The 25,529-nt window shown below is 40.2% G+C and carries 29 protein-coding genes, 2 tRNA genes and 2 pseudogenes; 16 read left to right on the top strand and 17 right to left on the bottom strand.

Annotated features, from left to right (window positions below; translation table 11 throughout):
* Positions 1-696: an ABC transporter ATP-binding protein gene (locus I2H52_RS00540; RefSeq protein ID WP_049537142.1), complete on the top strand. Its 696-nt coding sequence runs from the start codon at positions 1-3 to the stop codon at positions 694-696.
* Positions 697-711: 15 nt separating this feature from the next.
* On the top strand, positions 712-1,440 hold the full coding sequence (locus tag I2H52_RS00535; protein ID WP_000498776.1) for an ABC transporter permease: 729 nt from the start codon (positions 712-714) through the stop codon (positions 1,438-1,440).
* A gap of 37 nt (positions 1,441-1,477) precedes the next feature.
* On the opposite strand, the gene I2H52_RS00530 is transcribed toward I2H52_RS00535, so the two are convergent.
* Both I2H52_RS00530 and I2H52_RS00525 read right to left on the bottom strand, forming a co-directional pair.
* Entirely contained in the window at positions 1,478-2,173 is a 696-nt protein-coding gene (locus tag I2H52_RS00530) for an LrgB family protein (protein ID WP_195216869.1), read from the bottom strand.
* Entirely contained in the window at positions 2,170-2,544 is a 375-nt protein-coding gene (locus tag I2H52_RS00525) for a CidA/LrgA family protein (protein WP_000781325.1), read from the bottom strand. The genes I2H52_RS00530 and I2H52_RS00525 overlap by 4 nt, the downstream gene beginning before the upstream one ends.
* A 196-nt stretch (positions 2,545-2,740) precedes the next feature.
* Here I2H52_RS00525 and I2H52_RS00520 point away from each other — a divergent pair, with 196 nt between their 5' ends.
* The 4 genes from I2H52_RS00520 (at position 2,741) to I2H52_RS09780 (ending at position 4,323) form a co-directional block, all read left to right on the top strand.
* On the top strand, positions 2,741-3,121 hold the full coding sequence (locus I2H52_RS00520; RefSeq protein WP_195216872.1) for a MarR family winged helix-turn-helix transcriptional regulator: 381 nt from the start codon (positions 2,741-2,743) through the stop codon (positions 3,119-3,121).
* A gap of 98 nt (positions 3,122-3,219) precedes the next feature.
* On the top strand, positions 3,220-3,441 hold the full coding sequence (locus I2H52_RS00515; protein WP_000570266.1) for a DUF4649 family protein: 222 nt from the start codon (positions 3,220-3,222) through the stop codon (positions 3,439-3,441).
* A 14-nt stretch (positions 3,442-3,455) separates the two neighbouring features.
* A complete protein-coding gene (gene trxA / locus I2H52_RS00510) occupies positions 3,456-3,770 on the top strand; it encodes a thioredoxin (RefSeq protein WP_001029581.1) in 315 nt (104 codons plus the stop codon).
* 202 nt (positions 3,771-3,972) lie between these two features.
* On the top strand, positions 3,973-4,323 hold the full coding sequence (locus I2H52_RS09780) for a DUF7687 domain-containing protein (protein ID WP_007521147.1): 351 nt from the start codon (positions 3,973-3,975) through the stop codon (positions 4,321-4,323).
* A gap of 528 nt (positions 4,324-4,851) precedes the next feature.
* Here the strand turns inward: I2H52_RS09780 and I2H52_RS09850 are convergent.
* The 3 genes from I2H52_RS09850 to I2H52_RS00495 form a co-directional block, all read right to left on the bottom strand.
* Positions 4,852-5,025: a DUF2513 domain-containing protein gene (locus I2H52_RS09850; protein ID WP_080619118.1), complete on the bottom strand. Its 174-nt coding sequence runs from the start codon at positions 5,023-5,025 to the stop codon at positions 4,852-4,854.
* Positions 5,022-5,219 carry a DUF2513 domain-containing protein gene (locus I2H52_RS09845; protein WP_158001798.1) on the bottom strand — a complete coding sequence of 66 codons (198 nt, stop codon included), beginning with the start codon at positions 5,217-5,219 and terminating at the stop codon, positions 5,022-5,024. The genes I2H52_RS09850 and I2H52_RS09845 overlap by 4 nt, the downstream gene beginning before the upstream one ends.
* A 708-nt stretch (positions 5,220-5,927) precedes the next feature.
* Entirely contained in the window at positions 5,928-6,869 is a 942-nt protein-coding gene (locus I2H52_RS00495) for a cell wall-binding protein (RefSeq protein ID WP_045616781.1), read from the bottom strand.
* Between the two features lie 316 nt (positions 6,870-7,185).
* Here I2H52_RS00495 and queC point away from each other — a divergent pair, with 316 nt between their 5' ends.
* From queC to queF, 4 genes are read left to right on the top strand one after another with little or no spacing between them, the layout of a single operon-like run.
* Positions 7,186-7,839, top strand: coding sequence for a 7-cyano-7-deazaguanine synthase QueC (gene queC / locus I2H52_RS00490; protein ID WP_000828773.1), 654 nt, complete (start codon positions 7,186-7,188; stop codon positions 7,837-7,839).
* Positions 7,839-8,282, top strand: coding sequence for a 6-carboxytetrahydropterin synthase QueD (queD, locus tag I2H52_RS00485; RefSeq protein WP_007521140.1), 444 nt, complete (start codon positions 7,839-7,841; stop codon positions 8,280-8,282). Before queC ends, queD begins: the two co-directional genes overlap by 1 nt.
* Positions 8,275-8,991: a 7-carboxy-7-deazaguanine synthase QueE gene (gene queE, locus I2H52_RS00480; protein WP_007521137.1), complete on the top strand. Its 717-nt coding sequence runs from the start codon at positions 8,275-8,277 to the stop codon at positions 8,989-8,991. The genes queD and queE overlap by 8 nt, the downstream gene beginning before the upstream one ends.
* A gap of 18 nt (positions 8,992-9,009) precedes the next feature.
* Positions 9,010-9,501, top strand: coding sequence for a preQ(1) synthase (queF, locus tag I2H52_RS00475; RefSeq protein ID WP_000082591.1), 492 nt, complete (start codon positions 9,010-9,012; stop codon positions 9,499-9,501).
* Between the two features lie 57 nt (positions 9,502-9,558).
* On the opposite strand, the gene I2H52_RS00470 is transcribed toward queF, so the two are convergent.
* The 10 genes and pseudogenes from I2H52_RS00470 to I2H52_RS00425 form a co-directional block, all read right to left on the bottom strand.
* Positions 9,559-10,227, bottom strand: coding sequence for an MIP/aquaporin family protein (locus tag I2H52_RS00470; protein WP_096422628.1), 669 nt, complete (start codon positions 10,225-10,227; stop codon positions 9,559-9,561).
* A gap of 109 nt (positions 10,228-10,336) precedes the next feature.
* A complete protein-coding gene (locus I2H52_RS00465) occupies positions 10,337-11,128 on the bottom strand; it encodes a DUF2785 domain-containing protein (RefSeq protein ID WP_096422630.1) in 792 nt (263 codons plus the stop codon).
* 61 nt (positions 11,129-11,189) lie between these two features.
* Positions 11,190-11,972, bottom strand: a complete 783-nt coding sequence (locus I2H52_RS00460; protein ID WP_195593650.1) for a deoxyribonuclease — start codon at positions 11,970-11,972, stop codon at positions 11,190-11,192.
* A 19-nt stretch (positions 11,973-11,991) separates the two neighbouring features.
* Positions 11,992-13,788: pseudogene (gene pepF, locus I2H52_RS00455) on the bottom strand (oligoendopeptidase F).
* A gap of 10 nt (positions 13,789-13,798) precedes the next feature.
* Positions 13,799-14,542: a 16S rRNA (uracil(1498)-N(3))-methyltransferase gene (locus I2H52_RS00450; RefSeq protein WP_195593648.1), complete on the bottom strand. Its 744-nt coding sequence runs from the start codon at positions 14,540-14,542 to the stop codon at positions 13,799-13,801.
* 1 nt (position 14,543) lies between these two features.
* On the bottom strand, positions 14,544-15,494 hold the full coding sequence (gene prmA, locus I2H52_RS00445) for a 50S ribosomal protein L11 methyltransferase (protein ID WP_324252957.1): 951 nt from the start codon (positions 15,492-15,494) through the stop codon (positions 14,544-14,546).
* Between the two features lie 137 nt (positions 15,495-15,631).
* The gene (locus I2H52_RS00440; protein WP_084859498.1) at positions 15,632-16,105 is read right to left on the bottom strand and encodes a GNAT family N-acetyltransferase; all 474 of its coding nucleotides are present in this window, start codon (positions 16,103-16,105) and stop codon (positions 15,632-15,634) included.
* Positions 16,092-16,529: an NUDIX hydrolase gene (locus I2H52_RS00435; RefSeq protein WP_000401983.1), complete on the bottom strand. Its 438-nt coding sequence runs from the start codon at positions 16,527-16,529 to the stop codon at positions 16,092-16,094. The genes I2H52_RS00440 and I2H52_RS00435 overlap by 14 nt, the downstream gene beginning before the upstream one ends.
* 1 nt (position 16,530) lies before the next feature.
* Positions 16,531-17,592 (bottom strand): site-2 protease family protein, encoded by a 1,062-nt coding sequence (locus tag I2H52_RS00430; RefSeq protein ID WP_195593646.1) that lies wholly within the window; start codon positions 17,590-17,592, stop codon positions 16,531-16,533.
* Between the two features lie 18 nt (positions 17,593-17,610).
* Positions 17,611-18,081 carry a DUF3013 family protein gene (locus I2H52_RS00425; protein ID WP_049505623.1) on the bottom strand — a complete coding sequence of 157 codons (471 nt, stop codon included), beginning with the start codon at positions 18,079-18,081 and terminating at the stop codon, positions 17,611-17,613.
* A 115-nt stretch (positions 18,082-18,196) separates the two neighbouring features.
* Here I2H52_RS00425 and I2H52_RS00420 point away from each other — a divergent pair, with 115 nt between their 5' ends.
* From I2H52_RS00420 to I2H52_RS00405, 4 genes are all read left to right on the top strand, one after another.
* Positions 18,197-19,468: a replication-associated recombination protein A gene (locus tag I2H52_RS00420; RefSeq protein ID WP_084859501.1), complete on the top strand. Its 1,272-nt coding sequence runs from the start codon at positions 18,197-18,199 to the stop codon at positions 19,466-19,468.
* A 263-nt stretch (positions 19,469-19,731) separates the two neighbouring features.
* Positions 19,732-19,804, top strand: a tRNA-Lys gene (locus I2H52_RS00415).
* Between the two features lie 351 nt (positions 19,805-20,155).
* On the top strand, positions 20,156-20,671 hold the full coding sequence (locus I2H52_RS00410; protein WP_195593645.1) for a DUF308 domain-containing protein: 516 nt from the start codon (positions 20,156-20,158) through the stop codon (positions 20,669-20,671).
* Between the two features lie 61 nt (positions 20,672-20,732).
* Positions 20,733-20,805, top strand: a tRNA-Lys gene (locus I2H52_RS00405).
* Positions 20,806-20,945: 140 nt separating this feature from the next.
* Here the strand turns inward: I2H52_RS00405 and I2H52_RS00400 are convergent.
* Together I2H52_RS00400 and I2H52_RS00395 are read right to left on the bottom strand one after the other, a co-directional pair.
* Complete coding sequence (locus I2H52_RS00400; protein WP_042768539.1) at positions 20,946-22,034, bottom strand: AI-2E family transporter; 1,089 nt, start codon at positions 22,032-22,034, stop codon at positions 20,946-20,948.
* Between the two features lie 9 nt (positions 22,035-22,043).
* Positions 22,044-23,333 (bottom strand): membrane protein, encoded by a 1,290-nt coding sequence (locus I2H52_RS00395; protein ID WP_042768538.1) that lies wholly within the window; start codon positions 23,331-23,333, stop codon positions 22,044-22,046.
* A gap of 657 nt (positions 23,334-23,990) precedes the next feature.
* Here I2H52_RS00395 and I2H52_RS00390 point away from each other — a divergent pair.
* Both I2H52_RS00390 and I2H52_RS00385 read left to right on the top strand, forming a co-directional pair.
* On the top strand, positions 23,991-24,422 hold the full coding sequence (locus tag I2H52_RS00390; RefSeq protein WP_033584335.1) for an Rrf2 family transcriptional regulator: 432 nt from the start codon (positions 23,991-23,993) through the stop codon (positions 24,420-24,422).
* 92 nt (positions 24,423-24,514) lie between these two features.
* A pseudogene (locus I2H52_RS00385) lies at positions 24,515-25,518 on the top strand (NADP-dependent oxidoreductase).
* The last annotated feature ends 11 nt before the right edge of the window (positions 25,519-25,529 follow it).

Genomic DNA, 25,529 nt, shown 5'->3' with positions numbered 1-25,529 from the left:
ATGACACTACTAGCACTTGAAAATGTATCAAAATCATATGGAGCAACTGCGGCACTTGACAATATCTCACTAGAGATCTCAGCTGGAAAGATTGTCGGGCTCCTCGGACCAAACGGATCCGGAAAAACAACCTTGATCAAACTGATTAACGGTCTCCTTCAGCCAGACAAAGGACGTGTCCTCATTAACGGACAGGATCCAAGTCCTGCTACCAAGGCAATTGTCTCTTATCTACCAGACACAACTTATCTCAATGAGCAAATGAAGGTTAAAGAAGCCCTGACTTACTTTAAAACCTTCTATCAGGATTTCAATCTTGAACGCGCCCAACATCTGCTTGCAGACCTTGGCATTGATGAAAATAGTCGCTTAAAGAAATTATCAAAAGGAAACAAGGAAAAGGTCCAACTAATCCTCGTTATGAGCCGTGAAGCCCGCCTCTATGTTCTTGACGAACCAATCGGAGGTGTGGATCCAGCTGCCCGTGATTATATCCTCAACACCATCATCAACAACTACTCACCAACCTCTACGGTACTGATTTCAACCCACTTGATTTCAGATATTGAGCCAATCTTGGATGAGATTATCTTCCTCAAAGACGGAACAGTCGTCCGCCAAGGAAATGTTGATGATATTCGTTACGAGTCAGGTGAATCAATTGACCAGCTCTTCCGCCAGGAATTTAAAGCCTAAGCAAAGGAGATTATTATGTTTTGGAATCTAGTTCGTTATGAATTTAAGAATGTCAATAAATGGTATTTAGCGCTCTATGGAGCTGTGCTTGCAATTTCAGTTTTAATTGGAGCTTTTCTTGGTAGCCTTAGCCAGAGTTACAATTCTAACAATGCTGTTTATTTCATCTTCTTTTTGGTACTAGTCTTTGGAGGACTCAGCGTCACTCTTTGGATTGCAACAATCTTTTTAATCATCCGAAGATTCAAGGGGAGTGTTTATGACCGCCAAGGGTACTTGACCCTAACCTTGCCTGTCTCTGAGCATCAAATCATCATCGCAAAACTTTTAGGTGGTCTTGTCTGGTCCATCTTAAGCTATATCGTCTTTATCTTGAGTGTATTGATTATCTTCTTCTTAACACCAATAGAAAAAGACTTCACTGTCCTCTATAACTTCATTTCCCCTTACCTCAGCTACGGCTGGCTGTATGCCCTATCACTATTTGTCGGTTCGATTACATGGATTTTATCCATTTACCTCTCCATCTCAATCGGACAACTCTTTAATGAGTATCGAACAGCTATGGGAATTCTAGCCTATATCGTCATTGCCATCGTCATTGGTTATGTTTCTCTCTTCTTCCGAATTGAAAATGACTTTAACATGATGATTGGTACAGAAATTCTGCGCGATCTCTTTTTATCAGCTATCTACTATCTCGGTACCTACTATATCTTGAAAAACAAGGTTAATTTGCAATAAAAAATACCCAGCTTACAAGAGCTGGGTTTTCTATACTTTAACTCAATATCAAACTGGCTACAAGAGGGCTGACAAAAACATAAAGAATACCAGTGACACCGATTGCCAAGCCACCCATAGCTCCTGCTACAGACCCGTACTGAAAAGCCGTCCCCGTTCCAACTGCGTGGCCTGTTCCTCCAAGAGAAAGACCAACAGCTACTGGGTCGTCAATTTTCAACCACTTCAAAAGGGTTGGTCCGATCACACTGGTTAAGATCCCAGTCGCTACTACGACGACCAGGGTCACAGTCGTTAAACCCTGCAATTTTTCTGTAATCCCCACTGCCATAGCGGTTGTTACTGACTTTGGAAAGAGAGAAATGGCTAGGAAAAAGTCCATACCAAATATTTTCGCTACTATGGCAGTGAAGCTAGTATTGACCACTACTGCTAGCAGACTACCAAAGAGAATACTCCGAGCATGGTGCTTCATCAAGTGAAAACTCTTATAAAGCGGAATCCCTAGAGCCACTGTCGATGGGACAATCAAATTATTCAGATAAACCCCACCTTGGTAGTAATCTTGGTAAGAAATACCCGTCGCCTTAAGAAGGATGATAATAAAAATTGCTGACAAAAGCAAAGGTGTTGTCAAAGGATGGGGAAAACGTCTGTAAATCAGCATTCCCACTAGATAAGCTAGGATAGATAATGCAATCCCAAACAGAGGATTCGATACAAATTCGCTCATTTGGCATCTCCTTTCTCATAATCTCCCTCAAACCGTCTTTTGATAAACTGAACCACTAGGGCGATGAGGATAATGTTGATGACAGCCGCAAAAAAGACAATCAAGACAATGGGCAAGAGATAAGGAGCAATCACATCGAACTTTTCCATGATACCCACTGCTGGCGGCAAAAAGAGAATAGTCATATTGGCCAGCAAGAAATTTCCGACCATGTTGACATGCCTGGTCCTTAGCCACTTGAACTGTAAGGCTAGAAAGAGAATAATCAAACCGATAATACTGCCTGGGATGGGCAGATGAAAGAAACTGGAGATTCCCTCACCGATTAGAGAAATCACAAAGAGAATCATTAATTGAACATATAATTTCATCCTAAACTCCATGAAATAAACTTCTTGCATACCAGTTTACTCTTTTTTCAGAAAATTTCAAGGAAATATTGAAATTCTTCTTTCTTGCAAGGATTAGTTAAAAGTAGTATAATAATTGCATGCGCAATCATCTTGTGTTAGGAAGACAGTCAGTCATGATTTTGTGATTTTTACTTTGAAAAGAAAGGAGAAAGCAATGACCTACTTAGAAAAATGGTTTGACTACAACCGTCGTCAAAAGGAAATGGAAGCCTTGTTGGAAGAAACTATTGCCCAGCAGAGTGAACAAAGGCTGAACTTGAAAGAGTTTTACCTTCTCTACTATCTGAATCTAGCCCAAGAAAAATCTCTACGACAAATTGACCTGCCAGATAAACTCCATCTCAGCCCAAGCGCTGTTTCTCGAATGGTGGCTAGGTTAGAAGAGAAAAACTGTGGCTTGCTTAGTCGCAGATGTTGCGACCAGGATAGACGGGCTAGTTTTATCTGCCTGACTGACGAGGGACAAACAACCCTGGCTTATCTACAAAAAGCCGTCGAAGAAAGATTGAAAACCTGTCTTGATTTCTTGCCTTAATAAGTATTTTTTAAAAAAGTTGCGTGCGCAATCATTTTTCTTGACATTCCTCTTTTCAAGGAGTACAATAAAGTCAAGATTGAACAAAGGAGTTTTATATGATCGAAATTACCTATCTAGACACCAGCAAACAAGAGAGAACCATGACTTTCGAGTCTTACGAAGACTTTGAACGTTCTCAACAAGCTTGCCTTATCGGTGTCGCAGACTATTACCCAGTTCAAAAATTAACCTATAATGGTCATGATTTGGACTACCATGGGACTTATGGAGATGTCTTCTTCTATCTCATGAAACAAGATTTAAGCCAATATAATTAAAAAGGAGAAATACAATGGCAAAAGCAATTACAGATGCAACATTTGAACAAGAAACAAAAGACGGATTGGTCTTGGTAGACTTCTGGGCAACTTGGTGTGGTCCATGTCGTATGCAAGGTCCAATCTTGGATAAATTATCTGAAGAACTTTCAGAAGATGTCTTGAAAATCGTTAAAATGGACGTTGATGAAAATCCAAACACAGCTCGTGCTTTTGGAATCATGTCTATCCCAACTCTTCTCTTCAAAAAAGACGGCCAAGTGGTGAAACAAGTTGCAGGTGTTCATACTGCGGAACAAATCAAGGCCATCGTTGCTGAATTGAGCTAATCACACGAGAGACCAAGTGCTTTATTTGGTCTCTTTTTTTCTTGCCCTTTGCCATTTTCCAAATAATATGCTAGACTGTAGGTAGAATATTACGATGTTTGGGACATGCCATCGCTAAAAAAACCTCTACTTGGTATTTTTTAGCTCCCCTCAAGGGAGCTTTTTGCGTGCTCTGAACATTTCCCATTTTAGAAGGAGTACTATGAAACGTCATTCAGCCTTGGTCGTCTTTAGCGGCGGTCAAGATTCCACAACCTGCCTCTTTTGGGCCAAAAAACACTATGAAACAGTCGAAGCCGTCACCTTTGCCTACGGCCAACGCCATCATCTCGAAATCCAAGTTGCTAGAGAAATCGCTAAGGAACAAGGAATTCGTCATCATGTATTATTTATAGACTCATACCATACGTGGTGGAAACAAGGTAAATCTTATTTATGTAGGCTTGTTGACGTATTAAATATTGGCCTTGTGGATGAAGTAATAATAGGTAAAGAAGTACTACAAAGATGGCCGGAATTGTTGAGTGAAATAATTCAAGATACTCCTAATTGAAAATTATAATTCTGACTTTTCCATTGATTTTACATTTTAATTTAAAATAAAAAGAGATAAGAATTTGAACTGCATCCCAAAAGTTAGACAAAAAATCTAACTTTTGGGGTGTTTTTTTTGTTACACTATATTTTACAATTTATCCAAAAAAGGTAGAGTTTGAATTGAAATACAGTGCAATATATTGCATTTGGCAAAAAGAAAAAACGCTTGAAATCAGCGTTTTTCTTATGTATTGATTCGTATTGAATGCTTACTTCACTTCTGTAAAAATTAACTTATACTCTTACAAAGCTTATTCTGATAGACTTTATAAGCGTCTGCGGAAAAAAGGTAGAGAAAAAGGTAGAGATTCATACAGTGTCTAGATTTTCCAAAAATACTTTATTAAACTTAAAACCTGGTTTGACACGGTTTGATTTCAAGTAATCTATAAATAACTTTACATCAAAATTTAGCAGACTAGTACTGCTTTTTTATTTCAAAAAAATTGAATAAATTTGTTTGGAATAGGGAAATTTATTATTCCTATAAAGAGCCATCTAAATATTTACTTAGCTGAGAATTTATAAAACTGGTTGCTACACTTTTAATTACTTCCAAAGTCATAGGTAGAGCATTTTCTTTGATATTAGTCTTAGTCCTATTCCACATAGTGTTTTCTCTTATTTTATCTAGAAAATCATGCCCCTCCCAAGTCAAAGCACCGACACTAAAAAATAGATTCCATCATTAGCATACGTTGGTTTATAACTTTTTATTAATCCTGCTTCAAACAACAAGTCGCAATGATAGGCTATTGTCTCTATATCATATCCGTCAATTTGTAAATTAGACAACCCAGTTGATCTATATTCATCCTCAATTTTAAAAAGTATCAAACGATATAAATCCATATCTCTCTTCATCTTAATAATCTCTACACAGTAACATATATTCATAGTGTACAACTTATTAATAGAAGGGTCAAGTGGTAAATCAGTGGATTTTATCCAAATATATACAGTTCTTTTTTCCGAAAAAATTTATATTTTTCGGAAAGTTAATAAAACCTTTGAACTTGAACATAAATAATGACTCTATAAGAGGAGGTTTTTATATTTTTTATGATCAAAATCAGTTAGTTCAAAGAAGTTGATCGTTTCATTATTGTTTACCTAATTTGGACTATTAAGTTGTATAACATGATTAATCTGAGGATTAGTTGATTTTTAAAACGATGATTTTATGACATAGAGTAGCTAGATATGAATTAAGGATGACGGTTTTAAGTGGAAAAAGAAACGAGTATATTTCAGAGTGATGAGTTTGATGATTATTATAGAAGTGTATTAAATGGTGGTAAATATGTTAATCCCGATTGTAGGGAAGACATTGATACACCCTACTATAATTTTTTAGCAGAATAAAGAAGAAATTGAAATCCTATATTTCTTGATATAAAGCGACTCTAAAGGATTTAGTTTCACCTTAATTTGTCAGTGACCTTTAAAATTTTTTTAATCCATATACTTACTTCCTAAAATCATAGATCGTACCATTATTCTCAAAGTAAAAAAGACCCCAAAAGTTAGAAATAATCCAACTTTTGAGGCGTTAATCAATTAAGGCTCATTATTGATAACAGAGCCACCACTACTGAATGTATAAGAAACACCGTCTATAATTAGAGTTTTATTACTTGCAAATGCACCACCATCGTTAGGATCTGCATAATATCTACTTCCGTTAAACTCAAGCCAACCCGTTTTCATCTCAAAAGTAACTGGGTCGAAATAATATTGTTTTCCATCTAATAATATCCACCGACCTACAAATGCCTTACCAAATTCGTCAAAGCAATACGTTTTCCCATCTATCGTTTGCCAACCTGACAATCGTTCTCCACTTTCTGGGTCGTAATAATACCATATTGATTTACCATTTGAATCTTCTAATAACACCCAACCCGTTTTCATATCACAATTAACTGGGTCAAAATAATAAAATTTTCCGTCTATTTTGTGTGAGCCTTTAAGTGCAGAATATTTAAAGTAATACCATTTCCCATCTATATTTTTCCAACCTTCTGGTAGTGCTCCGCTGACAGGATCGAAATAATACCAACTTGGATCAGGAGTTTCTAATAACATCCAACCCGTTTTCATCTCGTAAGTAACTGAGTCAAAATAATATTGTTTTCCACCTATATTATGCATACCCCCGCGTAGACCATCTGAATAAAGGTAATACCATTTCCCATCTACATTTTGCCAGCCTGTTTTTAAATCACCATTCACTGGATCGTAATAACTCCATTGTTTTACTAGTTTGCCTCCACTAGTATACTCATCTAATTGCCAGCCAGTTACCATATATCCTCTGTTATCAAACCTATACCATTTTCCGTCAATTTCAGTTCGAGCACCTCTGATATAATACGAACTATTAGGGTATGTATACCACCAACCAATATTATCTCTATGCCAATCAGCCTTTACTTGAGACATTGGAATTAAAAGCGATATCACAATCGCACTAGCAAGCAATAGCTTATTTTTTTTCATTTTCTTTCCCTCCTTGCGCAATCTTTATATCCGCTTTCATTGTACCATGTTTATCACTATTAATCAACTGATGTCAAGATATAGGAAGCTCACTATCAATGAATTCAAGAAATAACTTAAAATTAATAAAAGAGGCACTTAGGTCTCTTTTTTCTTGCCCTTTGCCATTTTTCAAAAAATATGCTAGACTGTAGGTAGAATATTACGATGTTTGGGACATGCCATCGCTAAAAAAAACCTCTACTTGGTATTTTTTAGCTCCCCTAAAGGGAGCTTTTTGCGTGCTCTGAACATTTCCCATTTTGGAAGGAGTACTATGAAACGTCAATCAGCCTTGGTCGTCTTTAGTGGCGGTCAAGATTCCACAACCTGCCTCTTTTGGGCTAAAGAACACTATGAAACAGTCGAAGCTGTCACCTTTGCCTACGGTCAACGCCATCATCTCGAAATCCAAGTTGCTAGAGAAATCGCTAAGGAACAGGGTATTCGTCATCACATCCTAGATATGTCTCTGCTGGGACAAATCACTGAAAATGCCCTGACCTCTGATATGGAAATCGAGCAAAAAGAGGGAGAGGTTCCCAATACCTTTGTTGATGGTCGCAACCACCTCTTTTTGTCCTTTGCGGCGGTTCTTGCCAAGCAACGTGGTATTAAAGACATCGTGACAGGTGTTTGCGAGACAGACTTCTCAGGCTACCCTGACTGCCGTGATGTCTTTGTCAAATCTCTCAATGTCACCCTCAACCTTGCCATGGATTACGACTTCGTTATCCAAACACCTCTCATGTGGCTAGACAAGGCTGAAACTTGGGAATTAGCCGACCAACTCGGTGCCTTTGACTATGTTCGTGAAAAGACCTTGACCTGCTACAACGGAATTATCGGAAGTGGCTGTGGAGATTGCCCAGCCTGCCACCTACGTCAGCATGGTTTAGATGTTTATCTTTCACAGAAAGGAGAGGGCTAATGTTTTTCGCACCTAAAGAAATCAAACAGGAAACTGGGGAGTCTCTCGTCTACAATCCTCACAGAACCTTAGTTTCAAAAGAATTCACTTTCGACGCTGCCCACCACCTCTTTCACTATGAAGGAAAATGCAAATCCCTGCACGGACACACTTATCGTCTGCAGATTGCTATTAGTGGATTTTTAGATGAACGTGGCATGACCTACGATTTTGGAGACATCAAAGCTATCTACAAGGACTACTTAGAGCCCCATTTGGATCATCGCTATCTCAATGAAACCCTGCCTTATATGAACACGACTGCTGAAAATATGGTTTACTGGATTTTCCAAACTATGAGTCAAGAGTTGCCAGACGAGCGCGGTCTCCGTTTGGAATACGTTCGCCTCTATGAGACTCCGACCGCCTTTGCAGAGTTTAGACGGGAGTGGTTAGATGACTAGGGAACGTGTCCTCAAACTACCGGTTCTGGAAATTTTTGGTCCAACCTTTCAAGGTGAAGGCCGTGCTATTGGGCAGAAAACCATGTTTGTCCGCACTGCAGGTTGCGACTACCACTGCGACTGGTGCGACTCTGCCTTTACTTGGGATGGTTCTGAAAAACCAACTCGTATGACAGCTGACGAGGTCATTGCTGCCTTGGATAAATTGGGGACCTACGACTATGTAACTCTATCTGGGGGAAATCCTGCTATCCTAGCAGCCAACATGGCCGAGCTGGTCACCAAACTCAAGGAACGTGGTGTCACTCTGGCTGTTGAGACCCAAGGCTCCCGCTGGCAAAATTGGTTAAAAGATATCGACCAAGTCACTCTGAGTCCCAAACCTCCTTCATCCAAGATGGAAGTCAACTTCGAAACCTTAGACTTTATCGTTTCCCAACTAGATCCAGACAAGGTCACCTTTAAAATCCCTGTCTTTGATGATGCCGATTTAGCCTTTGCCAAAGGGATCCAAGAACGTTACCAGCCAGATGTCCTCTTCTTATCAGCAGGAAATCCTGAGCCCAAGGCTACGGGTAATATTGTCCAAGACCAACTAGATCGCCTCAAAGAACTCTGGGAACGTGTCGCTGCTGACGATAGCTGGGGCAATGTCCGCGTCCTTCCTCAACTCCATACCCTCCTCTACGACAACCAACGTGGTGTTTAAAATTAGAAAGAAAAAATCATGTCACAACAAGAAGAAATGAAAAACCTAAGCCTACTGGGCAACAAAGAAACTACCTACATTTTTGACTATCAACCAGAAGTCCTCGAATCCTTTGACAATCGTCATGTGGAAAATGACTATTTCATCAAATTCAACTGTCCTGAATTTACTTCCCTGTGCCCAATCACCGCTCAGCCAGACTTTGCGACCATTTATATTTCCTACATTCCTGACAAGCTCTGCGTCGAGTCAAAATCCCTCAAACTCTATCTCTTTAGCTATCGAAATCATGGGGATTTTCACGAAAACTGTATCAACACTATCGGGAAAGACTTGGTTAACTTGCTCGACCCTCGCTATTTAGAAGTCTGGGGAAAATTCACTCCGCGCGGGGGCATTTCAATCGACCCTTACTACAATTACGGTAGACCTGGAACTAAGTATGAAGGATTGGCAGAACAACGCCTCTTTCAACACGACCTTTATCCAGAGAAAATTGACAACCGCTAAACAGATACGAAAAAGCCCTGTTCCTCAAACTGAGGAGCAAGGCTTTTTGAATTTCAATTATTCTTCTGTTCCAAGGAAGTTTTTAGCAACAAGGGCTGCAAGAATACCACCAACGATTGGGGCAAGGATGAAAATCCATACTTGTTGAAGGGCTGCGCCACCTACCAAGACAGCAGGAGCCAAGCTACGAGCTGGGTTTACTGAAAGTCCAGTGATGTTCAATCCCACAAGGATCAAGGCTGTCAATGACAAACCGATTACCAAACCAGCGATTGCGCCATTACCTTTGCTTGCTGAAGTGACAGTCATAATAACTAGGACAAACAAGAAAGTTGCGATGACTTCAAACAAGAATCCACCAAAGACAGTGACACCGTTTGCCAAGGCATTTTCACCAAGACTAGCAGTTGACATGCCTGAGTTAGACAAGAGGAAGAATACTGCAGCTGACGCAAGGAAAGCTCCAACTACTTGTCCAAGTATGTAGTTTACAAGCTCAGAAGATGACAAACGTTTGTTTACAAACATAGCGATCGAAACCGCTGGGTTCAAGTGAGCACCTGAAATCGTCCCAATTGAGTAAGCTGCAACTACGATTGCCAAACCAAAAGCAAGAGCAATCCCAAGGTGCCCAACACCTTCAACACCATTCCCAAAAACAACAGCTCCTGTTCCGATGAACACAAGCATAAATGTACCGATTAATTCAGCAACAAATTTTTTCATGATAAGTCTCCTTTTTTCAAACTAAGTATTAGTCTATCAAAAGAAGCAAAGGGTTTCAAGAAAATTGACTGGAAAGTTATTTAAAAATCATGAAACGACTCGCTTGGACTTAGTATTGAAAGGATTGAATCGCTTCTTTCAAGGCATCTTGTAAACTATTTTTCTGATCAAGTTGGATATACACTTCCAACAGACTGGATCTGAAATTGGAAAATTTATAAAAATCTTCCCTCTCTTCTATTGGAAAATCAACCGTTTTTATCCAAGAAGCTACTTGTTCTTGCCCTAATTTCACTTGCAAAATGGGTTCATAAAGTACTCTCGCTAACCGCCAATCCTCATCATTTGTAAAACGAATGGTAATTCTTTTAAATAGTTGACCCAGTACATCAAATGCTTCAGAAACTCTGTTACTAGGAGAATCTGGATGACAAACGACTTCAGTCAAGAGATCCGCTCCATGTGCAAAAGCGTGAACCCAACCATACTGACTTGAAAAACCTGTCGTATCCTTTTCTTTTTTAAGGTAATACAAACCTTGAGATAGCATAGCATTTCTTATATCAGTTTTTAAACCTTTATAGAAAAGAGAGTGTTCGTTACCATCTGCAGACAAAAGATTGGCATAAATAAGCGCCCTAAAAGAACGTTTAAGAGTCGAAACTCCTCTACTATCAATCTCTTTGTATAGACCTTCATCAGAGGAGACCTCTTCTGAGATAAACTGAAACTGCTCAAGGGAAAACAACTCTTCTTGAATCCCCCTAGCCAAACTCGTAAAAACAAGTTCATCTCGAATTTCTGGAGAGGGATCTCCCAAGTGCTCAAGCAGCCACTGAATTTCTTCTCGACTATAGCTTGGTTTTTCTTCTATCACTTTTCTTTGTAATTTTTTACGCATCTCTAGCACCTCTGCATTTCTAGTAGCTTATCAAAAAGTCATCCTTAGATGACTTTCTTTCTTATTCTGTTTTTGATGGACGTTTTCCTGCAGCAATTGCATCTGCCTCTGTCATCTCAACAACGTTGGCTTTATTCGTTTTTGAAGGCATTCTATCCTTACTATACCAATAAACTTTTGATTTCCCATGGTCTGCAACATAGACAATTCTATCTTGCTGTTGAGCTTTGGTTTCAGCTTCACGCGCAGCTCTTTTTTCTTCTTCTTTTTGAGAAATTAACGACTCAACTGCACCTATTCTATCAAGCAACTCTGTCTTTTTATCATTATTTTCAATCTGATTAACTGTTTCTTTAGCAGACTTCACTTGACTCGCATCTTGACTGTCTTCTAATTGTTTGACTAAGGTTTCACCTTTTTCTTGCAACTCCTTTGCAGCTTTTTCTTTGGCAATTCTCTCTTCTTCTGCTTTTTCTTTAGCTTTTTTCTCTTCTTCGATTCGTTTTGCTTCCTCTATACTAGATGAAGTATCCGTGGTTGAAGCTGTCGAAGTAGTAGATGTCGCAGGCTGCTTAGTTTCTGATTGAGAAGATGAAATTTTCTTTGTGACTGTCGGAGTTTGGAGAGAAACTACAGCAATACTGACAATGAAAAGTCCTATCATTAGATTTCTTTTTCGAATATCTGGTGCTTTCTTTACAAAATACCAAATACCAACTCCGCTCAAAACAAGATAGAGAGTAGGCAAAGCAATCAATAAAATGATTCCCAACAAAACTAGACCAATTTTGATAAAATGCATTCTTTGGGGATCCTGCTCCAGCCATTTTTTAATTCTGTTCATATCCTTATCCTAAATCCCCTTACTCGCCCAACTCAGCACTGTAGGCGATAATCTGGTCAACTGTGTCTGACAGGAATTGGATGGTATCACGGAGTGGTTTGTCTGTTGAGATATCCGCTCCGATAATCATGGCTGACTCAAGCGGTGTCTTGCTGCCACCTGATTTAAGAAGATTGAGCCAATCTTCAGCTCCGGTTTCTGAATGTTTCAGATGGAGGTAACCCGCAGTCGAGATAACAAGTCCAGCTGAGTAAGTGTAACTATACAAGCCCATGTAGTAGTGAGCTTGGCGCATCCAAGTCAAGGCTGCATCGTCATCAATCTCAATAGCATCTCCCCAGAAATCTGTCAAGACTTCCTTCATAATGCTGTTGAGCTTGCTTGCTCCAAAGGTTTCCCCTTCCTCAATCAATGTATAAACCTTACGCTGGAAGGCTGCTTCCAAGAGGTGGGTGATGAAATTATGGAAGTAGGTGTCTGTCAAGCGGTGGGCAAGGGCAAAGCGTTTTTGACGTGGGTCATCAGACTGGTGCTCCAAGTAGTCACTGAGAAGCAATTCATTGAAGGTTGATGGCGCTTCGACATAGTAGGTTGACATGTGGGCATTGAAGTAACTTTGATGATTGTCAGAAAAGATAAATTGACCAGAATGCCCGATCTCATGAATCAAAGTATAGACATCGCTCAAACGGCCTGTCCAACTCATGAGGACATAAGGGTGCACGCGATATGGGTCCGCCGCATATCCACCAGAATCCTTGCCACTGTTAGCAGCAAAGTCCACCCAGCGTTCTTCTTGATAGCGAGCAACTTCCTGACAATATTCTTGACCCAAAGGTTCTACTGACTTCATAACCAAATCATAGGCGTCGTCAATAGTCACTTCAGGATTAAGAGCACTATCCAAGTCCAATTTCCAGTCTGCAAAAGTCATCTTTTCAAGACCATTAACCTTGGCAACATGCTTGAGGTATCTCTGAGCAACTGGCGCAAAATCCTTCATGATGAGGTCAATTTGACGGTCAAACATGGCACGATCTACTTCTTGCTCAGCTAGGAGATAATCAAAGACTGAGTCATACCCCTTCATATCTGCCAAGAGTTTTTCTGACTTGACCTGAGCTAAGTAGGCTGCCGCAGCTGTATTCTAGTGCTTACGAAGTCCTTCTGAAAAAGAACGGAAGGATTTTTCACGCACCTCTGCATCCTCATGATTTTGGTAGAAATTCTCATAAGTTACAAAGCTGTTTTTGTAGGTCTTGCCATGGGCTTCAAAGTCAGCCATTTCAAAGTCTCCGGCTCGCATCTTAGTATAGATGTCCTGTGGACTATAGAAAACTTCACCGAGATTGGTCAAGGCCTTCTCCACATCAGCACCTAGATAGTGGGCTTTTTTGATTTTTGCCTGACGAATAGCTGCCGTCAAATGGGGCAGTTCACCCAAACGATCCAAGACTTCCTCGTCTGCTGCCACCAAGGCATCATCAAAGAAGGTAAGAGCTACACTGGCATCTGTTTCAAAGTCCATTCCAGCTTGGGCGATATTAGCAAAATCCTCATTGCTATAGTCTGTCGTCTGAGGCATAAAGGCATAATTGCCGATATGGCTCATCTGGATATAGATTTGTTCCAATTCTGCAAAGGCCTTTTCAAACTCCTCAAACGTATGAAGATTGCCCTTGTAGTCACGGCTAAATTGGTTGATATCTTCGCGAGTCTTTTCAATCGCACGCAAGAAATCCTCACGGTCTTGGTAGAGGGCGGTTAAATCCCAAAGTTCCTTTTCTGGAAATTCTGAACGGTGTTTTTGTTCCATTTTCTTCCTCTTATCTCTCTAATTCTAATAATACGCTAAGAGCTGATAAAGCGTAAAGTGGTGCTGTTTCAGCTCGCAAGATGCGAGGACCAAGTCCCGCCAAAACGGCTCCTTTAGCTTCAAAACTCTCGATTTCTGTAGGTGAGAGACCGCCTTCTGGACCAAAGATAAAGAGCAATTTGGCTCCTTTTTCAAGACCTGTGACTGCTTGCAGGAGCGCAGCGGCTTCTCCTTCTTTTGCTGATTCTTCGTAAGCCACTACGATAGAGTCGAACTGATCCAGTTGCGCTAGAAAGTCTGCTTTTTTCTCAAAAAGTTTGACACTTGGAACGATATTACGTTTGCTTTGTTCGGCTGCTCCAAGGGCGATTTTTTCTAGTTTTTCGACTTTCTTGCCTAGTTTCTTGCCGTCCCATTTGGCAACTGACCAATCAGCAGTAAAGGCCCAGATTTGGCTAGCGCCTAGTTCTGTTACTTTCTGAGTAATAAACTCCAGCTTGTCTCCCTTGGGAAATCCAGATGCGATGGTGACTTGAACGGGCAGTTCCACATTGTCCGCTAATTCTTGGACCAACTCAAACTGACGCGCTTCCACATCTATCACGCGCGCCAAACGCTTGATGCCATCATCAAAGACCAAGGTCACCTCATCCTCTTCTTTCAGCCGCATGACCTGAAACATATGCTTGATGGTTTCCTTGTCCTCGATAGTTACAGGAGAGATTGCACTGCCTTTGACAAAATACTGCTGCATGCTAGCCTCCAATCACACCAGAAATATCCTTGGTCTTCTTAAAGACACAGGCATTCCATTCCCCTTGAATCATGTGGGTTTCAAGGAAAAATCCAGCTGACTCAGCTGACTCGCGCACCATGTCCCACTTGTCCTTGATAATCCCACTCATGATCAGGTAGCCTTCGTTCTTGACCAAACGATAAGCATCATCTGTCAGATGAATGAGAATATCCGCCAAGATATTGGCCACAATGACATCTGCTTCAATCTCCACACCCTTGAGCAAATCTCCAGTAGCAACATGGATGTTTTCCATGCCAGGGTTGAGCTCGATATTTTCCTGAGCGACACGAACCGCCACATCATCCAGGTCATAGGCGAAGATTTCCTTGGCACCCAGAAGCGAGCTGGCAATAGAAAGAACACCTGAACCAGTTCCTACATCAAGCACCGTTTCGCCGCCACGAAGAACCTGCTCCAAGGCGAAAAGGCTCATCTTGGTCGTTGGATGCGTTCCAGTCCCAAAAGCCATGCCTGGATCCAGTTTGATAATCTTTTCTCCAGCAGCCGCCTCGTAGTCCGTCCAGGACGGCACAATGGTCAAGTCGTGAGTGATGCGAGCTGGCTCATAGTATTTCTTCCAGTTGTCTGCCCAGTCTTCCTCAGCCAAGGCAGTCGTGCCCATCTTGACCTCACCCAAATCCATAAACTCAGTTAATTCTAGGAGACGAGCCTGCAAATCCGCCTCAACTGCTACTACATCAACTGTTTCGGGATAATAGGCTGTCACCACGATTTCTTCTTGCTGCTCGACCTCTGGGAATATCTCACCAAATCGATCCACATTCCCCACATAGTCCATACTGTCCTCGATCGCAACACCTTGCGCCCCCAGCTCAATCAAGAGATTGGAAACCAATTCCTCTCCCTCACGCTTAACTGTAACTTTTAACTCTTGCCATGTTTCCATCATTAAGATACCAAGCCCGTAAAACACAAAGCCAAAATAGGAAACTCTCTGAAGACGCTTGTGTCTATGAGAAGTTTATCTTTTTGGCACAGTGTTTAGGGCGGGTTCAGTTTAGAAATGTAACCGAACCATCCTTTCTATTTGTCAATCATTTTTTTCATGTAGACCATATCCATACCTTCTTTTTCAGGTTCGATATGGGTTTGGCAGTAGCCATTTTTCTCATAAAAAGCGACCATGCCCGCATCCTGTAATACCGTACACAAATCCCACTGTTTAATAGTCGAAAATTCCTTTTCCAGCAATCTCAATCCCTCAGAACCATAACCTTTTCCTTGATACTGGGGTAAAATCGCTGCCGTTCCCAACCAAGCCTCCGTCAACTCTTCATTGGTCTGAATTCGTAAAAAACCAATCTTTTCTTCATCTTCTTTCACAAAGTAATAATAGCTATTAGGACGTTCTACCAGTTTCCACTTGATTCGTTCGCGGTCCTCCAGATAAGGATCATACTCATCTTGGTATTTCTCATAAACCGCCTTAAAACTGGCTCTTTGAATGGCAATAATCGTTTCTAAATCTTCCGCCCTTGATCTCTCAAGTGTTATCATAATTCTCCTCCAAATAATCCCTCACCCTGTCCTGCAACTGGGGCACAACCTTATCTGAGCTAAGAAACTCCTCAATACTCATCAGTTTGTAGCCCTGTCCCTCATCGCCAAAGACGATACTATCAAACTGTTCCTGCCTTAACTTGCCAACTAGAAAGACGGATTCTTTTCCCTCAAAAAGCATACTTGGGTAAACCTTACTCCAAAGCAGACAATCCTCAGTCAGATGAATTCCTAGTTCTTCGTAAACTTCACGCGCCGCGCACTCAAAAGGACTTTCATTCCCCTCACGGCCACCACCTGGTAACTCCCACATATTGGGCCAAGGAATGCTGGGCTTGTCATCGCGTAAGATAGTTAAAATCCTATCCTCACAAAAGAGGGCAATTTTGCAACCTGTGAAATCAGAAATTTCTATTTCCATATCAAACTCCTTCAGCTAATTCTTTCTCCAACTCTGCTAACCAGCTTTCATAATAACGTTTCTCATCCCGCACCAAACGGCTGGTCACCATGTTTTTTCTAGCAATTTTTATAGCCTTGTCAGTCTGATCCATATCTTTCTTTACCAGAAATTGATACCAGGCTTGCATTATCTGCGTATCTGTCATTTTTAGAGATAAGAAGGACTTGACTCCTCGATTGCTTGCATACTCCTCCGCTTTCTCATGATCTCCTTCCAGCAAGGCAATTTGAAGAAGGTATAATTGAGAAAGAGTTTGAGACATCGGATTGTCTGTTTTATGTAATAAAAACTGAAAGTGTTTTTTGGCAGTCTCTATCTGACTATCGAATATGAAAACTAGTCCCTGAAAAATCTGAATGCTTTCTGCATAACTCCCTTTCGCATCCTCAGCAACAGGAATGATAAAGTCTTTCAAATCATATTCTTGAGGAGCTAGCAAGGTCTGGGCAGAATGTCTCAACACTGAGTAGGCGTATTTGGTATTTTCAGGCTGTTGTAGCAATTCCCAGATTTTTGCTCCATCGGTAATCCCAACTGGCTTAGCATTGATGAGAAGAAAAGATAGATTTAGACAAATCCAAGTAGCTGCAAAATACCAGTTAGCTGTCAAAATTCCATACAATATCGCCAATAAAATCAAACCAAGATGAAGCATCAAGCCACCTGCAAGCATCAAGATAATTCTTTGATCACTTTCATCTTCCTTCAATCCAATATACTGAGCACCAACATTTTTCAGAACGGCTGTCCGGCTAAGATGAAACTTGCCTGACTTTTTTGTCAAAAGAAAGTTTCCTAATCCAAAAGCCACCAGGCGATAGCCTGTCAGGTAACCGCAAAATGCATGACCTAGCTCATGAAGGATAAATATCAGATAGATGCTGGAAAAAGTAAATAGGTAGCCTGGAACAAAGACAAACGAAAAATCTAACTCTTTAAAGGCAATTGTTCCAAAAGCAAATCCTAGCATCAAAAAAACAAAGGAAAGACCAGAGATAAAAGACAAACCTATTTTCTTCATATACTTCCTCGTTAGTTTCTAATACCTCGGATAAGGATAAAATTCTCCCTCTTCCAAGCCAACTTTTCCTTCTTCAAAGACTTCTTGGTTCCATTCCATGACGAACTCTTCTGCTTCTGGGTCTTCCAAAAAGTCCATGAGCGCATCCAGCCCAACCTCGGCAGTGTCTTTGAGGAATAGCGCAAAATAAGCTAAAAACTCGCGAGAGAAACCTTTCTTGGGTAGATAAGGGATAACTGTCAAATAGTCTTCCTCATTGACTGTTGACTTGGCAGGATTGTAGAAAAGAACTGCTTCCTCAAAGAGGATATCGTCTGATGACACCTCTCCGTCCTCGTCTAGCATCTCTACTCCCGCAGCATTTTGTGCTTCCAAGAGAAAACTCACTTCAACCGCATGGTTGCGCTTGTCCCAGCTAATCTCAAAGTCAAAAGGAAAGTTCTTGTCCAATTCTTCCTCTAAAACATCTAAAAATCCGTATGTTGCCATTTTATCCTCTTTCTATGCGACTCTTAAATCGCCCCGATTGCTCGGAAATATGCTAAAATAGATACTACCATCTTACCACATATACATCAGAAAATCCATGTTAGAAAGGACTGCTATGCCAGACAATCTCGCGCTTCGCATGCGCCCAAAAACCATCGACCAGGTCATCGGTCAGGAGCATCTGGTCGGACCTGGAAAAATTATCCGTCGCATGGTGGAAGCCAATCGTCTGTCCTCCATGATTCTCTATGGACCTCCAGGAATCGGCAAGACCAGTATCGCCTCTGCCATCGCTGGAACGACCAAGTATGCCTTTCGGACCTTTAACGCGACAGTGGATAGTAAAAAGCGACTCCAAGAAATCGCTGAAGAGGCTAAATTCTCTGGAGGATTAGTTCTGTTACTGGACGAGATTCATCGTCTTGATAAGACCAAGCAAGACTTTCTTCTGCCACTTTTGGAAAGTGGTCTGGTTATCATGATTGGCGCAACGACTGAAAATCCCTTCTTTTCTGTCACTCCTGCCATCCGTAGCCGGGTTCAGATTTTTGAACTGGAACCTCTGTCTAACCAAGACGTCAAAGAAGCGATTCAGATCGCTCTCACTAATCCTGAGCGCGGTTTTGACTTCCCAGTTGAGCTAGATGGGGATGCGCTGGATTTCATCGCAACCTCTACCAATGGAGACCTGCGTTCTGCCTTTAATTCACTAGATTTGGCTGTTCTCTCTACCTCTGAGAATAACAAGGGCATCCGCCATATCACGCTTGATATCATGGAAAATAGCTTGCAGAGGAGTTACATTACCATGGACAAGGATGGGGATGGGCACTATGATGTCCTTTCTGCCCTTCAAAAATCCATCCGCGGCTCAGATGTGGATGCCAGTCTTCATTACGCAGCCCGCTTGATTGAAGCTGGGGATCTGCCTAGCCTCGCCCGTCGTTTGACTGTGATTGCCTATGAGGATATTGGTTTGGCCAATCCTGAAGCGCAGATCCATACCGTAACTGCTCTAGATGCCGCACAAAGGATTGGTTTCCCAGAAGCTCGCATTCTCATTGCCAATGTCGTCATTGATTTGGCCCTTTCTCCCAAGTCCAACTCAGCCTATGTGGCTATGGACAAGGCTCTTGCTGATCTCAAAACATCCGGGCATTTGCCTATTCCACGACATCTACGTGATGGTCATTACAGTGGAAGCAAGGAACTAGGGAATGCGCAAGACTATCTCTATCCACACAACTATCCTGGAAACTGGGTCAAGCAAGACTATCTGCCAGAAAAAATCAAAGACCAGCACTACTTCACTCCAGAAGATACTGGCAAGTACGAACGGGCCTTGGCGCAACGCAAGGAAACCATTGATAAATTACGGAACTTGTGAAATCCTTTTCAAAAAAATAAATTTTCCTCTTGAATTTTTTTAAAAAAGTGGTATCATATAAATATAGAAACGCTGTGGTGTACGACTTCACACTTAAGTGTTGACCGACTATTTTTTGTATTTTTAGGGAAACAAAAGTCTTCTAACAGCATGTAGGCCGTCTCACACGGAAACAGCTTCAGTTAGAGCGAGTTGCCCACCTGCTTAATTGCGCGGGTTCAATACAAACCGTGAAGTTTCGGCACCAATACAGCTTTTTATTTGCCTTCTTAGCTCAGTTGGTAGAGCAGTAGACTCTTAATCTATGGGTCGCAGGTTCGAGCCCTGCAGGGGGCATCTAAATCAACAGGAAAAAGCCTTGATTTATAAGGCTTTTTTGCTTGTCTATAACTGATTTGCCTCATCATTTGCCCCACTTTTAAATCTATCTTTTCTTTTTGAATCAAATTACATCTTTACAAATAGTGTAAAGCCAGTTACTTTTGCTTTGATGCCATACAATATTTTCATGTAGAGAAGACAAATTTTATCTTCTCTTTTTATTTTCAAAATAATAAAAACTGATTTTCTTTTCATAAATCAGACTGAAACTTCCAAATTTTCCATTTTGTTTATTGACATTTCCTCTAAAAAGGTGTATAATATTTTTATTATCAAACTATACTATACTATATAGGGGGTATTGAAATGAAATTTTCTAATCGTTTACTGCTATTCCTTGCAGGAGTTGTTTTTGTCCTTTTAGGACTTTTCCTATTTACAAACCCAGCAGCTAATCTTGTTGCTTACAGCTGGTGGATTGCATTTGGTTTACTGGTTTCTTCTATAGCAGCTATTTTAGGCTATTTCTCTGTACCAAAAGAGCTTCGCTCACCAGCTCATCTTTTCCAAGGGATTGTTAATCTTCTCTTAGCTCTTTACCTCGTTGCCTATGGCTTTGTGACGCTGCCAGTTGTCATTCCAACTATTTTAGGAATTTGGTTAATTGTAGAAGCCATTATAGCTTTCTTTAAAGGCAATCGTCTGGGATTGATTTTCCCTATTATTGGCAACCATATCATGTGGATAGCGTTGCTTGCATTTTTACTAGGTCTAGTGATTTTGTTCAATCCAGTAGCTACAAGTGTCTTTGTCGTTTATGTCGTTGCCTTTGCATTTTTAATTGTTGGTTTCACCTATATCCTTGATGCCTTTCGTAAATAATCTAGCTGCCATTTTGGGCATATTAAAAAAGCTGGGAAGTTACATTCTCAGCTTTTTATTTGCCTTCTTAGATCAGTTGGTAGAGCAGTAGACTCTTAATCTATGGGTCGCAGGTTCGAGCCCTGCAGGGGGCACATCTAAATCAACAGAAATAAGCCTTGAAACCAAGGCTTTTTTTAACGTCTAATAGCTTTTTGTAGAAAAGTATTTAAAAATAAAAGAGAAGAGAATCTCTCACTCTCTTCTCAGTATATCTTATTAAATTTAGTTTTTCTTAATCTACCTGATTTTCCTTTGCAACGACAAATTCTTTAACCAGTCGATAGATAACAGCAAATACGGGGGTAAAGAATATCATTCCAAGTAGTCCGAAAAGATTCCCTCCGATACTAGCAGCCGCAAGCGTGAAAAGGGCTGGTAAGCCAATAGATTGACCCACAACTTTGGGATAGATAAGATTTCCCTCAATCAGTTGTATGATTTGATATAGAAGAAGAGAAAGTAAGGCTTGAGTAGGACTCACTGTGAAGATAAAAATCGCTCCCACAACACAAGCAATCATAGGCCCTACATAAGGAATGAACGATAGCACTCCTGCAAAGATACCTGTCATTACTCCATAGGGTATCCCAAACACGCTGTAACCAACCGCTATCATAACTCCTATGATGACTGCTTCAATCAGCTGACTCATCAAAAATTGGTCATAAGTCTCTAGTGCTACTTGTCCAATGCAAGTTAACTTTGTCACCACTTTCTCTGGAAATATAACTTTTAGAAGTCGACTCGTCATCGCTGCCAGATGTTCCTTACTGGATAAAAATGAAAAGGTAAATACTATAATCAGAAAGGCATTCATTATACTTGAAAAAATATTTCCTATATTACTAGTCAGACCGGATAAGAAGGTTATCAAAGCTTGACTAATAGAGCTAGACTGTCCCTGAATTCCTGATACGATAGTTGACAGCATGTCTTTGGTTACAAATTCCGAGCTGTCTAGCAATTTCCTAAGTTGAGTCAGGACTGTTGAAAGGACTGTTCCCAGCTGACTAATAGTCTGAGCTAGGGTTGGCAGCACCAAAACCAAAAGAGCAATCACGATTAAGATAAGAGCTAGGAAAACAAGTACCATGGCAATCGGACGACGCAACTCTGCCTTTACCTTCAATTTAACTAAATACTGTTCAATTTTTTTCATAGGAACATTAAGCACAAAAGCAATAACAGCACCATAAATCAAGGTTGATATTACATCAAAGAGAGAGATTGCTCCTGATATAAAGCTCGATGCATTCAGAATTACAAGAGCAACCAGCCCTATAAAAAGGATTAACGGAGTATATTTTTTAACTAAGTTCATAAATTCTCCTTAATAAACATGTTTAGATACGACTATACTATTTGGTTTTTCAAACTCTCGATCAAGGTAGGCTTGGTAAGTTCCTGGAGCGATAAATCCTTTGGGTGAGAGGATATCGGTGCCAGCCTGACCGACTATGGTATCAGCCAAGAGCACACAGTTTGTAGATAAGACAAAGTAGGATTTAAACTTAGATTTGATAAATTTATAAAGTTCCCCATCTGTCTCGTGTCTGATTTTATAAGCGTAGGTGTAGTCTTCCTTACCATCACCTGTCATGATTTTATCTGCACTTGGCTCCCATGGAATTGTCAGTTGTTTCAATTCAGCCAACTTTTTCTGAACTGCTTTTTCCATTTCAGGCGTCAAATATATCCCATAACCAAAAAGCGTTTTTTGACTCTCACGTTTACATAGGTCAATGTACTTGTCACGATCACAGAAATATAAGACACCATCTCCTACCATGCCAAATAAGGTCTCAGAAGACGGATCATAGTTGCCATAAGAAATAACACGGCCTTGATAGCAGATATCCACATGACCAATTGCCGAAAACAGAGAGGTCTCAGCTGTATGAACAAAAATTTCAAGCTCCGCTGTCTTACCAGACTTCACCATTCCAAGATGGATATCTTCTTCCTCATCAGCATTTTCCAGCATGAATTTGTTGATTTTTGCTAAAGTTCTTGCAGGGATGAGAGCGGCTAGGACAATAGGTAAGCTAATTCTAATGCGACGTTTGAGATGGTTTTTCCCAATTTCCTCCTCAAACAAGAAACCGTCACGGATATTGGACACACCATAAAGGAAAAAATAAGCCCCTAATACAAAGAGTTGAAAGACAGAATTTCCTGTAGAGGACAAAAGACTAGTCCCACCAAGAAAAACTAGTACGAGTCCATCTAGTAAGAGACGAAAACGAGGTCGAATTTTGTTTTTGCGGTAGAGAACATAGGTGACAAGGTTGATAGTAGCATGAAAAATCTGATAAACTCCAATCACAAGAGCCAAAATATAAATCGGCACATCCGTCGCAAAATTGGAGCCAAGCAAATATCCCAGCACTAACAATTTAACCAGTGCAACTCCCAAGGTGTCCGTTGACTGACTTTTTTTGAAAATACGTAATACTAAATCTAAGACCGTTGCTATCCAAGCTAAAAACAGAACCAGTCGAATAACCGTTACTGGCAACCAAGTCCCCGTAACCATCAAGATAAGACCTAGCAGAACAAATAAGAAACCCTGAGCAAGTAATTTCCTACCTGTCAGACCTAAAGATAGAATTTTTTCCATATAAAAACCTTTCAACAATAAAAAATAAACACTCCGATTAAACTGACTAGTAAATAGCCAACACTACAAACAGCCTGTGCCAGCAACATATGGTGACTAGAAATGACTGTAGTAATGTCACCATCTTGTCTTATGCACTTCTAAAAATTGTTTTATTGATTCGAAAACAAAGCTAATAAAAATTAACTAAACTTGAGAGATAAGTACAATTGAGACGAAAAAATGTGTAACCAATACTACTTGTAAAGGTAAGAAAGTATTATTTCTATTCTATTAATGATTTATATACTATCTATTGTGACACAATACTCACTATAATTCAACATTTTACTAATTAAAAATTATAAAATAAGTTTCAAGTCCTCATAACGCTTTGAAAAGAACAAAAAAACGGAATGAAATAACATATAATTAGATTATGAAACAAAGTTTACTAGGCACAAACTAAGATATGTTTAATCAAGCAGAGAGGGGAGATTCTGTTTCTTTAAAACAAGTTTATCCTCCCATTTGATTATGAACTTTCTTACCAAACATCTCTAATCTGATGACACTCTTCAAAAAATTTTTTTTAATTTAAAACAAAAGTCTTGCTTTTCTTTTTATTTGTGCTATACTTGTTCTTGTATCAGATACAAGTTATCTAAAGGAGTTTATATGGATACGAAATTTTCAGTAGCCTTGCACATCCTAACCATGATTAGTGAAAGCAAGGATACCTTAAGTTCACAAGCACTGGCTGAGAGCGTCGGGACCAACGCTAGTTACATTCGAAAGGTGATTGCCTTATTGAAAAATGCAGATTTGATTCATTCCCAGCAAGGAAAAACAGGTTATCAACTCAGTAAGTCTCCAAAGAAAATGACTTTACTAGAGATCTACTATGCTACTCAAGAAATCAATCACATTAGTTTATTCCCTGTTCATCAAAATAGCAATCCTGATTGCCCTGTTGGAAAACATATCCAAGGAGCAGTTTCACCGCTTTTCGCTAGTGCCGAATCTCAATTAGAGAAGGAATTAGCAAATCAAACTTTAGAAGATGTCATTGACAATCTATATAAACAAGCCAAACAAGTCCGAAACTGATTTGATAGCAAGTCAGTTTTTACTGGAGACAACATGAACTTGTATCAAATACAAGTCTATTGAATTATATTAAAAAAGAAAAGAGAAATCACATGAAAGTCGCTCAACACACTACTTATAATAAAAACAATATCACACTGAACATCATAGAAATCGCTAAACCAAGTATGACAGACAAAGAAGTTTTGGTTAAAGTATCTGCAGCTGGTGTTAATCCGCTAGATAACATGATCTCTCGTGGCGAGGTCAAGATGATTGTCCCTTACAAACTTCCTCAAACTGCAGGTAATGAATTCGTTGGAATCGTTGAAAGAATTGGCAAGCAAGTTGACAAATTTCAGGTAGGAGACCGTGTCTTTGGTCGTTTACCGCTTGACCATATTGGTGCCTTTGCAGAATACCTAGCTGTTGATAGCCAAGCTTTAGCCAAGGTTCCAGACTATCTCTCAGACGAGGAAGCCGCTGCTGTTCCTCTTACTGCCTTAACCATTATGCAAGCCTTGGAACTCATGGGCGCTCAAGCTGGGAAAACGATCTTTATCTCTGGTGGTACTGGAGGAGTTGGTGGGATGGCCATTCCGATCGCCAAGGCCAAATGTTTGAAAGTCATCACTAATGGTGCTGGAGATAGTGCTGAGCGAGTTTTAAAGCTAGGAGCAGACCGATTTATCGATTACAAAACAGAGGATTATACAAAAACTGTTAGCCAGGTTGATTATGTTCTCGATACTCTTGGTGGGGCTGAAACTGAAAAACAAATGTCTATTATGAAAAAGGTGGTCACCTTGTGTCCCTTCGTGCCATGCCAAACGGTGCTTTTGCCAAACGCATGAATCTACCAAAATGGAAACAGATTATTCTTAGCTTAGCCGGTCGCAAATTTGATAAGATGGCGAAAAAATACGGTGTCCAATACCATTTTATCTTTGTAGAAAGCAACGGCGCTCAATTACAAGAAGTAGCTGACCTCTTTAGTAAATTAAAAATCAAACCCTCTATCGATACAGTTTATCCATTTGAAGAAGTAAATAGTGCATTAGACAAAGTCGCTAATGGTCGCTCGCGTGGAAAAACAGTCCTCAGCTTTAAGAAATAAAAATGGAAAAC

Origin of the sequence: Streptococcus oralis (assembly GCF_015561235.1) — a bacterium.
Taxonomy (GTDB): Bacteria; Bacillota; Bacilli; order Lactobacillales; family Streptococcaceae; genus Streptococcus; species Streptococcus oralis_BK.
Note: the sequence above shows the minus strand (reverse complement) of the source record. Positions and strands in the feature narration are given on the sequence as shown.